This is a genomic window from Hyphomicrobium sp., from assembly GCF_003987855.1.
In the GTDB taxonomy this organism is placed as follows: Bacteria; Pseudomonadota; Alphaproteobacteria; order Rhizobiales; family Hyphomicrobiaceae; genus Hyphomicrobium_B.
Genome location: NZ_RXIZ01000022.1, coordinates 49,378 through 63,007 on the forward strand (window position 1 = coordinate 49,378; position 13,630 = coordinate 63,007).

Sequence of the window (13,630 nt, forward strand, 5' to 3'; positions counted from 1 at the left end):
CACGCTTTGCCAAGCGGCGCGAACCTAGCCTCTCATGCTTCGGCTCGTCGAGGAGAACCTCCCTTGCGGTGCGGCAAAAGCGGCCGCGGGCTGAGTTGCGGCCCGAAAGGCGGCGCGCCCAGAGCCGGAAGTCAGATCTGGATAATTTTTGCTAATTCAATAGCCTGGACGAAGGACCCAGCCTGAACCGGTATTTGAGAGGCTGAAGCCTTTAGGCCCGAGCGCGGTTGCGAGGCTCGTGGCGCCGCCGGGGTATTTCAACGAAATTCCGGCGCTGCGATCGGATACGGATCCGATGTTCAAGGCGTCGACGCCTGGCATGTCGAGAAGCTGGGAGCGGATCAGGTCCCATTGATCGGAGCTGGCGAACTCAGCGGTCAGTGTGACGTCTTCCCCACTCCCGCCCGTGGACGCTGCCCAGACCGGTGCGCCGCCAGCCGGGTTGGACGATGCCGTCGCCTCGCCAATGCCTGCCTTGATCGCTTTCCAACGGCCCTCGATGATGCCAAGCGAGACAACTGCCGCGAGCTGAGAGGCGTAATCGAGGTCGTTATCGTTGATCCGATAGGCGCGTTTCAAAAGAAGGCCACCGACGGCATCGCTGCCGACGAGGGTCACCGTGACCTTTTTGGCCGGTAAATCCGGTTCGGCTATTGCAAGGACGACCAATCCGCTGCCGTACTCCGCTTTCAGCTTTTGCAAAGCGCTGTCCTGGCCGGACATCAGCGCCTGAACCGTGTCGGTCTTGATCGTGGGCTTTAGATCCTTCACAGCGATTGGTGTCAGCGTGTGGGTGAGGTCGAGGCCTGACCACGCGCGCCGCCAGAGGCCGGTGTCACTGGTCGCAGCGGGCGGATTACCTTGCAACAGCACCGTTACGACGGTCAGTTGCGGCGCCTGCTGATCAACGAATGGAATACCTTGGCCGGACAGAAGCGAGCGCACCCCGTTAGAGTCGAAAGAGTAGTCGAGGTTGGCGATATACGCGGTCGACGAGTTGCGCTCGGAGCGCACAGAAAGCCCGGAGACGAGATCGGCGACTTTTGCATTCTCCACGCGGGTGAGCTGCTTATAAGCCGTTACCGGCACGAGGCGCTTCAGAAGCGACTTGAAGGCGGCTTGCTGGCCATCGGCGAGGGCCTGATCTTTCGCCGCAACCGCATTCGCAGCCGTCGCCTCGACGGGGTAATTTGCGACGGTAAATGCGACATCGGGATCAGCCGCCCGCGCGGGCGCGACATCGAGGCCAGCGGCACCCATCCACACCAGAATAGCGATAGCGACGCAGCGGCTCGCGAGCACGTAAATCCCCCATTTCCGCGTTTTGCGACGTTCTCGGGCGAGCGTTCGATCCTTGCCCTGCGGAACCGGCCTTGAGAGCGCTTCGTTGCTCTCCGGTCCAGTCGCTGCTACGACCCCCAATACGGGTTGGCAATGGGGCAAAAGTGAGTTTAACCGAAGCTTTTGCCTCGCCTGGTTGTCTTATCGCGCCGGCCCTTCCGACCTTACTTTTTTGACCGACGACGAGGATCAATGTCCGCGGCTGACGAAAACTCGCAAAAATCCATCACATATGCCGACGCGGGCGTCGATATCGACGCGGGAAATGCGCTTGTCGCGGCGATCAAACCGTTGGCCAAGGCCACCAGCCGGCCCGGAGCCGATGTCGATCTGGGCGGCTTCGGTGGACTGTTCGATCTGAAGCGGACGGGCTTTCGCGATCCCATCCTGGTCGCGGCAAACGACGGCGTCGGCACGAAGCTCAAGATCGCCATCGACACGCAGCGCCATTCCACCATCGGCATCGACCTTGTCGCGATGTGCGTCAACGATCTGATCGTGCAAGGTGCGGAACCGCTTTTCTTCCTCGATTACTTCTCGGTCGGGAAACTCGACGTGCAAGTTGCGCGCGAGGTGATCGCGGGCATTGCCGATGGTTGCCGCGATGCCGGATGCGCGCTGATCGGCGGCGAGACGGCAGAGATGCCGGGCCTTTATCAGAGTGGCGACTACGATCTCGCGGGCTTTGCAGTGGGCGCGGTCGAACGCGACGAGATCCTGCCGCGTGCGAACATCGGCGTCGGCGACATCCTGATCGGCCTTAGATCGAGTGGCGTGCATTCCAATGGGTACAGCCTCGTCCGCAAGCTCGTGGAACACGCCAAACTCGACTGGAATTCGCCTGCGCCATTTGCAAAATCCCAGAACCAGTCGGTCGCCGAGGCGCTGCTGACGCCGACGCGCATCTACGTCAAACCGCTGCTCGCGGCCATTCGTGCAACGGGTGGATCGGGCTTGAACGGCGGCATCAAAGCGCTGTCGCACATCACAGGCGGGGGCCTTTCGGAGAACGTGCCGCGCGTGATGCCGAAGGATGTCGCGGCCCGGATCGACCTGTCGAGTTTCTCGGCACCGCCGGTTTTCGAGTGGCTGGCGAGGACAGGCAACATTCCCGATGCCGAGCTTCTCCGGACCTTCAACTGCGGCATCGGCATGATCGCCGTTGTCTCCAAGGACCGAGCTGACGACGTGGTCTCGGAGCTCAAATCTGCGGGTGAAGATCCAACCGTCATCGGCGACATCATTCCTCCGACCGGCGAAAAGTCGGATGCCAAAGGCAAAGGCGAAGCTTGGGCCGTCAAGTACGACGGCAAGCTCAACTTCGGCTGAGGGTGTACGGCTGTCAGTCCGCATTAGGGCAGCGCGAAAACCGTAAGCGTCCCTCCGAGGCTCGTGTACTCGGAGAGATTTGCAAACCCGCCGACGGCGCCTGATCCATCTTCCGGATTGGTGAGCCCGGCAGCAAGGCCGATACCGGCCCAACCTCCCACTCCCGACAGGATGGCGACGTATTGCTTGCCATCGTGCATGTAGGTCATCGGGGCGCCTACGATCCCGGACGGCGTCTTGAACTTGAAGAGTTCCTTGCCGGTCTTCTGGTCGACGGCTTTCAAATAGCCTTCGAGCGTTCCGTAGAAGACGATCCCTCCGGCCGTCGAAAGCGCGCCGGACCAGACGGCGAAGCGCTCGGGCTTAGACCAGATTATTTTGCCCTGAGCGCCATCCCAGGCGAGAAAGGCACCCGTGTCGCCGTTCGCCGACGGCGCGGGAAACATCGTCAGCGTAGCCCCGACATAGGGCTGCCCCGCTGCGTAAGACACCTTGAAGGCCTCCATATCCATGCAGAGGCGCGTCAAGGGAACATAGAACCAGCCGGTGAGACGAGAAAAGGATGCGGGCTGCTGGTTTTTCGCACCCATTGCCGAAGGGCAGATGCCTTTGGTCACATCATCCGTACCGGTGACGAAGGGTGAGAACTTCTTGTTCACGAGCGGCCGGCCGTACTGCGGATCATTTCTGTCCGTAACGACCTTGGACGCCCAATTGGCGTCGGGATCGAATTTTTCCGCGACGAGAAGCTCGCCGTTGGTGCGATCGAGCGTATAGGCAAAACCGTTGCGGTCGAAGTGAGTCAGGACCTTCCGGGTGACGCCGTCGATCTCAAGATCCGTGAGTATCGGCTCGTTGACGCCGTCGTAATCCCACTGATCGAAAGGGGTCATTTGATAGACCCACTTGGCGATGCCGCTGTCAGCATCGCGCGCAAAGATCGTTTGCGACCATTTCTGATCGATCGGTTTGTGATCGGGCCCCGCGCGCTGGACCGGGTTCCAGGTCGAAGGATTGCCTGAGCCGTAGTAGATCAGGTTCAGCTGGGGGTCGTACGCCATATAGCCCCAGACCGGCCCGCCACCGATCTTCCATTGGTCGCCGTTCCAGGTCTTTAGCGACGAATCCTTCCCAATCGGCTTGCCGAGAGACGTCGTTTTGTCGGGATCGACCAGGATATCCTCGTCCGGCCCCATCGAATATGCGCGCCAGACTTTGCGACCCGAGTTCAGGTCGTAGGCAGTGATGTAACAACGCACGCCGAACTCACCGCCCGATACGCCGACGATGACCTTGTCTTTGACGACCAGAGGTGCGCCGGTGCCCGAGGCGCCATTCTTCGGATCATCATCCTTCACCTTCCAGACTTCGATGCCGGTTTTAGCATCGAGGGCAATGAGCGAGGTGTCGGCGGTGTGCAGCAGAATCTTGCCCTCGGCATACTGGACGCCGCGATCGACGGTATCGCAGCACATGACGGCGGCGGCGAACGGATCCTGCTTCGGCTGATACTTCCATAGAATCTTCTGATCGTGAGCCAAATCGATTGCGATGACGGTATTGGGGAATGGCGTCACCAGATACATGACGTCGCCGATAACCAATGGGCCGCCCTCATGACCGCGGAGCACGCCGGTCGAGAACGTCCAGGCGACTTTCAGTTCCGATACGTTCGAGGCGTTGATCTGATCGAGCCGCGAGTATCGCTGACCCGCGTAGTCGCCGGATTGTATCACCCAGTTCGCCGGGTCGTCGGCGAGCGACTGTACGTCCAGATTCGCTTTCGCATCCGTCGCGCACAGGAGCGCGGTGACGGCGACGAACGCAAGCCATCTCATCATTCATTCACTCCCGCTCGCACGCCAACGACTTGAGCCGCCTTATCAATATCCAAGGGGCGCTCGTACCAGACTTATGGTGGGGGTCGTTGAAAACGCGGCAAGCTGTAGCGCCGACGGTGCGAATGGCCAAAACGCGCTGATGCTCGCGTCACGCATTAACGACTTTCAATGAGAGTACGCGAAGACTGCCACGCAACTGAAAAGTTTGGCGCCTACTCACCGCGCTCGTGAACGATTCGGAGCAGGCACATGGCTGGCCATTCAGCGGACCTTCTGGTGGGCGAAATTATCGAAATCAAGTATCGGGTTCCTCAACCCGCGTTCGACGAACAGCCTGATTCGCGATTGTCGGATCGCTGGATCGCCGCGGAGATCATCCATCGGGACGAAGACGCCTTCCCCATCGCGCGCCTAGCCGACGGGCAAATCACGGATATTCGCGCGTACATGACGTGGCGGCGGGTCTCGCGCTCGGTCGACGCCAATCACGGCTAGAGCAAAAATGATGGTTAAAGTGACGGTTGTCCCTGCATTTGCCGTCAGTTGTCACACAATCGAAAAGTGCTGACGTCAGAAGCGGTCTAAAATACACCGCTAGATAGATTCGGACCTGCTTCTCGTCATGCATTCTGGCCCGACCGGCGATCGCGCGGACCGCGCCCTGGGATCTGGGGACCGCGCCTCAGATGCGAGGTAGCATGATGCGAATCCTCATCGCCACCGACGCCTGGAGGCCTCAGGTCAATGGCGTCGTGCGGACCTACGAGAACCTGAAGCGCGAACTCGAAGCCGCCGGCCATTTCGTCACGATCCTGTCACCTCTGGACTTCGCAACGTTGCCATGCCCCGGTTACCGGGAAATCCGTCTGGCGCTCGCGCGACGGTCGCAAGTTGCGGCCGTGTTGAAACAGGGAAATTACGATCACGTCCACATCGCGACCGAAGGGCCGATCGGCCTTGCGACGCGCGGCGTGTGCTTGCGCCGGGGCATCCGGTTCACGACTTCGTTTCACACCCGCTTCCCTGAATACATCGAAGCCTATACCGGCTTGCCGGCCTGGATCAGCTATGCCTTCCAACGATGGTTCCACCGGCCAGCCATCGGCATGTTCGTGGCGACGCCGTCGCTGAAGGCCGAGCTTGCGCGACGCGGTTTCCGCCGACTGATGCTGTGGTCGCGCGGCGTGGATACGGCACAGTTCAACCCCAGATCCCGGGCGCATGACGGCGAGAGACAATCGGGCCCGACGTTTCTCTATGTCGGGCGCGTTTCGCGCGAGAAGAACGTCGAAGCTTTTCTCAATCTCGATCTCCCGGGTCGCAAAGTCGTGGTCGGTGACGGGCCGATACTCGGCGTGCTTCGCCGACAGTATCCTGACGTGATCTTCAAAGGCGCGAAGTCAGGCGATGATCTCGCGCGTGAATACGCCAACGCGGACGTGTTCGTGTTCCCAAGCCGCACGGACACATTCGGGTTGGTGCTGCTTGAGGCCATGGCATCGGGTCTTGGCGTAGCGGCGTTTCCGGTGACTGGCCCGATCGACGTCGTGACACCCGGCGTTACGGGATGCCTCAGCGAAGATCTGAGGGCTGCCGCGCTGGCCGCACTCGACCTAGGTCGCGAGCAGGTTCGTGTGCAAGCGATGCGGCACGATTGGTCGCGAGTCGCGAACCTCTTTATTGCCAATATCCATCAGGCCCGCCGCGCGGCCGGATTTGGGAAGCGCCTCATCAGGGCGCGTGCGAAGCTTTTGCAGATCAAGGCCGCCGCGCGGCCGATAAGCTGATCTCAGCTGGCAATTTTCGCGCGACGGATGGTGGCTTCGCTCGACGGGGCGCCGATCAACTTTTTGACGACAGCCACGGCGTTTGCGGTACCGTTCTCCTGCTGCATAGCGCGGCCTATTTCAGCGGCCTTGAGCGCGTAGGATGCATTGGTCGCAAGATCGCGAATGCGTTCGGTCAGGAGATCCAGCGTCCAGTCCTGAATGGGCAGCTGATCCGGTCCGGCGCCCAATTCGAAAACGCGGCGGCCCCAGTATTTCTGATCCATCATGAAAGGACCGACGAAGTTCGGGCGGCCAGCGCGCAGCGCCTGGGAGGTCGTGCCCAAGCCGCCATGATGGACGATAGCGGCCACCTCGCGGAAAAGCTTCTCGTGCGGCACGTATTGGTCGATCAGGTGGAAATTGTCCGAGAGCGGCACACGATCGAATTCGCCACGGCCTTTGAAGAGCACCGCGCGTTGGCCCGCTGCCTCACAGGCACGGAGGATCAACTCGGTGCGCTCGAGCCCAAGCGCGGGCATGCTGCCGAAGCCGATGTAGATGGGACGGGGGCCGCTTGTCAGAAATTCCGCCAGCTTTCCTGTCGGCCGCCACGTCGGCGCTTCATCGCGGAACCAGTAGCCGGTGAAATAAATCTCGTCGCCCTCCTCGCTCGCGCGCGGCTGAAGGACGGGGCTCACCGGGTAAATGACTGGAGCGCGCTCGCCATGAACGCGGTGTGGGTGCCTCAGCCAGAACGCGCGACCAAGCCCGAGCGACTTGCGGATCTCACCAATCACACGGCGGTAGGCCAAGCGTTGCAAACCCAGCGTATTGTAGCCGTAACGGTTCCAGGCAGCGATGCCGGTGCCCGGAATGACGGAGAGAAGATTCTCGGCGGAAGGGGAAACGGAACCGAGACCGACCATCACGGCCGGAATGTTTCGCGCTTCCGCGATTTCGCCGGCCACGGAAATAACGGGATGAAAGAGGATGGCGTCGGCGTCTGCGGAGGCGGTAACGGCGTCGCGCAGAATGCCTTCGAACAGCGCGCGCATGTCGGCGCCCGGCCGCAACCACTTCTTGACCGTCACGATCGTATGGGCGCCGGCGATCTCGGCCATCTCTCCGTCCTTCATGAACTTCGAGAAGTCCGTGCCGCAGCGGCGGGCCTCAAGGCCTTTGCTGGCGACGTAGTCCATGAAGTCTTCGGGAGCGGCGAGGCTGACCTCGTAGCCAGCCTCCTTGAGCGCGAGTCCCAGCGCCACCATAGGGCCGACGTCGCCTAGCGTACCAACTGTCAGAAGTGAGATGCGGCGAACCATGGCCATCCGATTTAGCAGTAAGACTGACCATGCCCGCAAAGTGCCGCGGCCGCGCAGTCGCGAAAGCCTGCGATCGTGGCCCCCGATCCCCATCAGCTTGCGTCAGGTGAAACCCAGCCGCAACAATGGTCACCAAGAATGGCTAACAATCTGGCCTATCGTAACTATCGAGCCTCACGCAGGGATGCACTCGCACACCGCGAGCGGGTCTGCTAGATCCGCGCCATGACCAGGAAGAAACGAACTGCCATTCTGATTTCGGGCCGCGGCTCGAACATGCGATCGCTCGTCGAGGCGGCACGCGCACCGGATTATCCGGCGGAAATCGCCCTGGTCGCGTCAAATAGGCCCGACGCCGAGGGCGTGGCCTGGGCCATCGATCAGGGCGTGCCGACCGTCATCATCGATCACAAGGCCTATCCATCGCGCGCCGATTTCGAGCGCGCTCTTCAGTCTGCCTTGGACACCAACGGTATCGAACTCGTTGCGCTTGCGGGTTTCATGCGGCTGATGACGCCGGATTTCGTCGAGTATTGGCGCGACCGCATGCTCAACATCCATCCGTCGCTGCTGCCGAGTTTTAAGGGGCTCAACACCCACGAACGGGCGATTGCGGCGGGTGTGCGGATCGCGGGCTGCACCGTGCACTTCGTCCGTGCCGAGATGGATGAGGGCCCGATTATCGCTCAAGCTGCGGTTCCGGTTCTCTCAGGTGATACCGCAGAGACACTCGCGGCTCGGATCCTCAAAGTGGAACACCGGGTTTACCCGGCTGCTTTAAGACTTGTCGCCGCAGGCGAGGCGCGCTTGGATGGTGAAAAAGTGCTTATTTCCTCGGATGTTAGCGAGCCGGACACCCTTTTCGCGCCGACGATCTGATCCACAGCATTAGATACCGGTTACCTTGCGCTGGCCGTCGCATGGACAGGGCCCCCCCAAAGCATGGTATTTCTATGGCTCCGGAGAGGGAGTCCGGCGACCCGAAGTGCCGAGCGCAGTCCGTGAGGCGCCCGAAGCGCCCGCCAAGCGGAACGATGTGCACGCTACTCCGGTGCCGAATGGAGAATGCTTATGGAAACGACCCCCAGCCACACTCTGGGTCTCGGCGAAGAATCTAGCATCTGGTTCAACCTGACGCCGTTGCTGCGTGGTGATCCGGACAATCCCATGCGCATCCTCATGCAGATGATGGATCGCTATGGGCCCGTTCTTCCGGTCAACATGGCGAACCAGCGCGTCGTGCTCATCTCCGAGCCGGAATATTTCAAGCACGTGCTCGTGACGAAGGCCGACAACTACATCAAATATTTCGACGGGCTGAAGCCGATTTTCGGCAAGTCGATGATCACGAACGACGGCGCGCTCTGGCAGAAGATTCGCATGCCGCAGCAGCCGGCATTCCACCCCGACATGTTCGCCGAATACATCCCGTACTTCCTGCGCGCCATCGACAGCAAGATGGCGATCTGGGGCGAACTGGCTAAGTCGGGTGAATCCGTCGAGATGGTCGAACAGACCTGGACGCTTGCCGCGGACATGATCTGCAAGGCACTGTTTGATCGCGACATGCCGTTCAATCCGCACGTCGTGTTCAAGTGCGTGAAGACGTACACCGACGTCATGAACCACCGCGACATTCGCCTGCGCAAGCAGGCCGGCGAGATCTTCGAGATGACCGACGAAGATCCGGCGAAGGCGATGGAAGTATGGGCGAGTGTGCCTCCCGCCGTCATGGGCGCCGACCCGCGTGAAATGCGCGAACGCACGCTGCTCAAGATGATCGAAGATACGGTGGCCGATCCATCCGTTCCCGAGTTCGATCGCCAGCAGGCGATCGACGAATTGAAGCAATATCTCTGGGCTGGCACGGAAACGACGGCTCTGACACTCGCTTGGGCGCTTTATGAAACGTCGCGGCGGCCAGAGATGGCGGAACGCATCCGACGCGAGGGCGAGCAGGTTTACGGCGATCGCGAGCCGACGGCGGCCGATTACTCAGGTCTCGCCTATACGCGCGCCGTGATCCAGGAGACGATGCGCATCTATCCGCCGGTATGGAGCCTCATCCGGATCGCCGCCGCGGAAGACGAAATTGGCGGCGTGAAGATCAATCCCGGCGACCGCGTCTCGATCTTCAGCTATGGCGCGCACCATAATCCGAAATTCTGGCCGGAGCCTGAGTCGTTCCTGCCGGAGCGTTGGATGGCGGGCAACGCCAAGAAGCAGGTGAAGTACAGCTACATCCCGTTCGGCGCGGGCAAGCGTTCCTGCATCGGCGGCGCGATGAGCCAGGTTGAGAACACGCTGGCGCTGTCGCTTCTGCTTCGCCGCTTCCAGCCCGAGTACGTCGGCAAGGACCCGGCGGGCCTCAACGCGACGGTGACGCTGACGCCAAAGGGCGGACTGCGCTTCAAGATCCGCGAGCTGAACTGAAAATCGCGCGGCGCTCTGGAACTGCGGCCGTAGGCACTCGCAACGATGCGAAACGCAAGTTGATTCGCGTCGTCGCGCTTGGGTCGCGGGACTTTTCCACAGGCAATCTCGCACTGCATCCTGTGCCCTTCCACCCGAATACTGCTCAGGAAAGTGCAAATCGAAGTTGCATAGGTGCTCGCGTTTGCGAGACGGGCGGGTATCCAAAGAGTATCAATGCCGTCATATTCACGGCACGTTAGTAAATTAATAGGATTTCCGAGTGTCACTTCCCCCCCGTGACACTCCTTCGTTCCAACTCCAGGAGGCCCCTCATCATGGAGTCCGTGAGAACAGTTGTGCTTGGAAAGCCTGTATTTCTTCTGACCGGCGCAAAGCCGCGCAGAGTTAAAGAAAATCCTTCGGCGACCTATGAAGTCGAGTCGCCGGAAAAATTGATTGAAGCCGCGCGTCGCAATCCCGACGCGGTTGCCTTCGGGTTCGTCGCCGGAAGCTGGGTCGCATCGGCCTGAGTTGCGCACCGCGCGTCGTTGGCGAGACAACAAAAGATACCAGGGCCATGCCGAAGTGCGCGTGGCCCTTTTTTGTACCTGCTCACCCGGTTCGCATGATCCTGATCAGATATCTGCCGGTGTGAACGGAAGGTCCGTTACGCCTGGGTTGATCCCGAAACCGGTCAGCATCGCGTTCACCTGGCCCCGGTGGTGCGTCTGGTGATTGAAGATGTGCACGATGATTTGCGCTCTCGGTCGCGTCATCTCTCGTGCCGCAGCGGCCGAGAACCACGAGAGATCGCCATCGATGGCGCCGGCGTCGATGCCTCCAGCCCAACGCTCGATGATCTGATCGAAGGCGCGACGCTCAGATTTCAGATCATCCCAGTTATCGAACAGGGAGAGACCTTCGGCGATCGATCCCTTGGCAGGCGGCGTCGCTGCGCCAAATCTCGACAACCAAATCCGGTCGGCCCAGAGGATGTGGTTCAACGTGGCGTGAATGGAGCGAAAGAAAGCGCCGCGATCTTCTTTCCGCTGATCATCGCTGAGCTTGTCGCATGCGTCGTACACACTGGCATTCTGCCAAGCGTTGTAGCGCGCCATGGTGCCGATGTAGGCGGGCGAAATCACGCCTGGTTCCCGCAGAAAAGGCCGGAACGCGCTTGGCGTTCCGGCAGCGTTTTTAGCCGACGATCTCGTCGAGCCGGAAATTCAACGCGATCTCGCGCTCAGCGGCAGCGGCGCTATCGGAGCCATGGGTCGAGTTCGAACCCTTCGACTCGGCGAACAGCTTGCGGATGGTACCGTCGGCGGCTTCCTTGGGGTCGGTCGCGCCCATGACCTCGCGGTATTGCGCGATGGCGTTTTCGCCTTCCAGAACTTGAAGAACGACAGGGCCGGAGGTCATGAAATCGACGAGTTCGCCGTAAAATGGCCGCGCCTTGTGCTCTTCATAGAATTTCTCGGCCTGGGCGCGGGTCCAGCGCACGCGCTTCTGAGCCACGATGCGCAGACCAGCGTCCTCGATCACGGCGTTGATTTTGCCGGTCAGATTGCGGCGGGTCGCGTCAGGCTTGATGATAGAAAACGTGCGTTCGATAGCCATAACTCTGTCTCGCTTTGCGGATTTTATGCGGGTTCCGCGGGCTTATAGCATGCGATCCGCCGCCAGCAAGCGCGGCACGGCGGGCGGCCGGGATCCGGTTGCACGTCGCACGCAAAAGTGGAGCTTTACCGCATAATCGCCCGATTGACGGGCGCAATTACGTGTGAACAGTGTGGGCCGGCGAAAAGCGCACGGTCGGAGGGTGGGGCAGCAATGCCTACGTGTGCGAAGAAGCAGAGATGACGGCACAGGCCAACGACATTCAGTGGTACATCGCCCGTGACGGCAAACAGCACGGGCCGCTGACCGACATCGAGATGCGCACGTTCGTTGCGCACAATTACCTGCGGCTCAGCGATCTGATCTGGCGCCCTGGCATGCCGGAATGGCAGTCGGCGCCGAACGTGTTCCCGACAGCATTCGAAGCGCTTGGGCAGGAGCCGGGTGCAGCTCCCGTAGCTGCGAGTGCGCCGGTCGCTGCGCAGAATGGCCCCGCCTATTCGTCCGCTGCCGTACAAAATAATCGCCGCGGCATCGACTATGAAGGCCAGCCCGCGCCGACGCCCGATCGCAGCTTCATCAAACGGCTGGCGATTGCCGCTGTGGCAATCACGGTCATAGGTGGGGGAGCTTTTGCCTTCACGAATTACCGCGATGCGATCATGGAAATGGTTTCCGGAGGTTCCAGCGGTACGACGGCGGACAACGCGCCTGTGGTCGCTGCTCCCGACAATTCCGCATCGGGACAAGCGCCTGCCCCGCATAGCGATCCAGTGCAGACCGCCGCGACCTCGGCTGCGAACGGTCCGTCGACGAGTGACGTCATTCCTCCGTCGCAGCCGGCCGACACGACGACATCATCCGTTTCGACGCCGAACACGGTCACCGACGCTTCGCCCGCACCTGAGACGCCAAGCACGCAAACACAAGTTGCCGCGGTGGAGCCGCAGTCGTCGACACCGCCTCCGCCCGCCGGAATCGATGGCTCGCCGCTCGATCTTCGCCTGCAGACGGTTCCCGTGTGGGCGCTGATCAAACGCGAATATCCCGACTGGTATTCCAACGAGATCACGTCGGCGAACAAGCTCGTCGCCGATAAGAAGCCGGACAACGAAGTCGCGACGTTGTTGGCCCAGGGCCTCGTCAATCTGCGCAGGCAGAACGCGGAGAAAGCTCTCGCCGCGAGTTCGGAAAAGCTCCAGGCAATCGCGGAAGCGTTTCTCAACCACTTGAAGTCGCTGCGCGCCCAGAGCGTCAGCGCCTGCTTCGGTTTCATTTCCAAGGGTGAGATGAGCCCCGCCGTCATTCAGATGATGGAGCATCCCGAACAGGCTTCCGCGCTCAACGCGCAGGCCGGGGCCATCTTCGAGGCCATCTCGGAAGGTTCGAAGAATCCGGCGAAGCACGACTCAGCCGTCAAGAGCGATTACGACATCCTGATCAAGGAACTCGGCAAGCTCGGCTGGAAGGAAGAGGATCTGCAGGTCTTCTCAAACCCGAAGCTGCTTGCGAAGCGCGAACCGGAGCAGGTTTGCAAGATGGTGCAGGAGTGGTTCGTTGCGCATCTGGCCGTGCAGGATAAGTCCGTTCGCGACAGGCTGCTCTATGAAACCCTGAAGCCCGTCGTTTCGGGCTGACGATGGCTTACACCGCGCTCAAAGTTCTGCTGAGTGCGGTCATGATTGTTGCCATCTCGGAAATCGCCAAGCGCTCGACCGTTCTGGGCGGCATTATCGCCTCGCTGCCGCTGACATCGCTATTGGCCTTCATTTGGCTTTATGGCGAAACGGGCGATACGGCGAAGATCGCCGGGCTATCGAATAGCATTTTCTGGTACGTGCTGCCGTCGCTGGTGTTGTTTCTCGTCCTGCCGCTCCTTCTAGCGCGCGGGCTCGGCTTTTGGGCGAGCCTGGCGATTGCATCGGCGCTAACCTTTGCGGCCTATCTGCTGATGACGGCCCTACTCGCGCGCTTCGGCGTAACGCTCTGACCC

The 13,630-nt window shown here is 60.9% G+C and carries 13 protein-coding genes; 8 read left to right on the forward strand and 5 right to left on the reverse strand.

The features are described from left to right. Positions 1 to 156 precede the first annotated feature (156 nt). Positions 157 to 1,302 (reverse strand): DUF2066 domain-containing protein, encoded by a 1,146-nt coding sequence (locus tag EKK30_RS17570; protein ID WP_290986976.1) that lies wholly within the window; start codon positions 1,300 to 1,302, stop codon positions 157 to 159. Positions 1,303 to 1,533: 231 nt separating this feature from the next. On the opposite strand from EKK30_RS17570, the gene purM reads away from it, so the two are divergent. Further along, positions 1,534 to 2,670, forward strand: a complete 1,137-nt coding sequence (purM, locus tag EKK30_RS17575; protein WP_290986979.1) for a phosphoribosylformylglycinamidine cyclo-ligase — start codon at positions 1,534 to 1,536, stop codon at positions 2,668 to 2,670. A 23-nt stretch (positions 2,671 to 2,693) separates the two neighbouring features. On the opposite strand, the gene EKK30_RS17580 is transcribed toward purM, so the two are convergent. Beyond that, entirely contained in the window at positions 2,694 to 4,511 is a 1,818-nt protein-coding gene (locus tag EKK30_RS17580; RefSeq protein WP_290986981.1) for a methanol/ethanol family PQQ-dependent dehydrogenase, read from the reverse strand. A gap of 249 nt (positions 4,512 to 4,760) precedes the next feature. Between EKK30_RS17580 and EKK30_RS17585 the strand changes: the two genes are divergently transcribed. Then, positions 4,761 to 5,006, forward strand: coding sequence for a hypothetical protein (locus EKK30_RS17585; RefSeq protein ID WP_290986983.1), 246 nt, complete (start codon positions 4,761 to 4,763; stop codon positions 5,004 to 5,006). Between the two features lie 203 nt (positions 5,007 to 5,209). Next, on the forward strand, positions 5,210 to 6,298 hold the full coding sequence (locus tag EKK30_RS17590) for a glycosyltransferase family 1 protein (protein ID WP_366927368.1): 1,089 nt from the start codon (positions 5,210 to 5,212) through the stop codon (positions 6,296 to 6,298). 2 nt (positions 6,299 to 6,300) lie between these two features. Here EKK30_RS17590 and EKK30_RS17595 read toward each other — a convergent pair whose 3' ends face one another. Further along, positions 6,301 to 7,602 carry a glycosyltransferase gene (locus EKK30_RS17595; protein ID WP_290986984.1) on the reverse strand — a complete coding sequence of 434 codons (1,302 nt, stop codon included), beginning with the start codon at positions 7,600 to 7,602 and terminating at the stop codon, positions 6,301 to 6,303. Between the two features lie 225 nt (positions 7,603 to 7,827). On the opposite strand from EKK30_RS17595, the gene purN reads away from it, so the two are divergent. From purN to EKK30_RS17610, 3 genes are all read left to right on the forward strand, one after another. Next, positions 7,828 to 8,481: a phosphoribosylglycinamide formyltransferase gene (gene purN, locus EKK30_RS17600; protein WP_290986985.1), complete on the forward strand. Its 654-nt coding sequence runs from the start codon at positions 7,828 to 7,830 to the stop codon at positions 8,479 to 8,481. 192 nt (positions 8,482 to 8,673) lie between these two features. Continuing rightward, complete coding sequence (locus tag EKK30_RS17605; RefSeq protein WP_290986986.1) at positions 8,674 to 10,035, forward strand: cytochrome P450; 1,362 nt, start codon at positions 8,674 to 8,676, stop codon at positions 10,033 to 10,035. 317 nt (positions 10,036 to 10,352) lie between these two features. After that, positions 10,353 to 10,547: a hypothetical protein gene (locus tag EKK30_RS17610; RefSeq protein ID WP_290986988.1), complete on the forward strand. Its 195-nt coding sequence runs from the start codon at positions 10,353 to 10,355 to the stop codon at positions 10,545 to 10,547. 105 nt (positions 10,548 to 10,652) lie between these two features. Here the strand turns inward: EKK30_RS17610 and EKK30_RS17615 are convergent, their stop codons facing one another. Next, entirely contained in the window at positions 10,653 to 11,162 is a 510-nt protein-coding gene (locus EKK30_RS17615; RefSeq protein ID WP_290986989.1) for a DinB family protein, read from the reverse strand. Between the two features lie 52 nt (positions 11,163 to 11,214). Then, complete coding sequence (ndk, locus tag EKK30_RS17620; protein ID WP_290986990.1) at positions 11,215 to 11,637, reverse strand: nucleoside-diphosphate kinase; 423 nt, start codon at positions 11,635 to 11,637, stop codon at positions 11,215 to 11,217. Between the two features lie 239 nt (positions 11,638 to 11,876). Here ndk and EKK30_RS17625 point away from each other — a divergent pair, with 239 nt between their 5' ends. Beyond that, positions 11,877 to 13,274 (forward strand): GYF domain-containing protein, encoded by a 1,398-nt coding sequence (locus EKK30_RS17625; protein ID WP_290986991.1) that lies wholly within the window; start codon positions 11,877 to 11,879, stop codon positions 13,272 to 13,274. Between the two features lie 2 nt (positions 13,275 to 13,276). After that, on the forward strand, positions 13,277 to 13,627 hold the full coding sequence (locus tag EKK30_RS17630; RefSeq protein ID WP_290986992.1) for a DUF3147 family protein: 351 nt from the start codon (positions 13,277 to 13,279) through the stop codon (positions 13,625 to 13,627). Positions 13,628 to 13,630 lie beyond the last annotated feature (3 nt).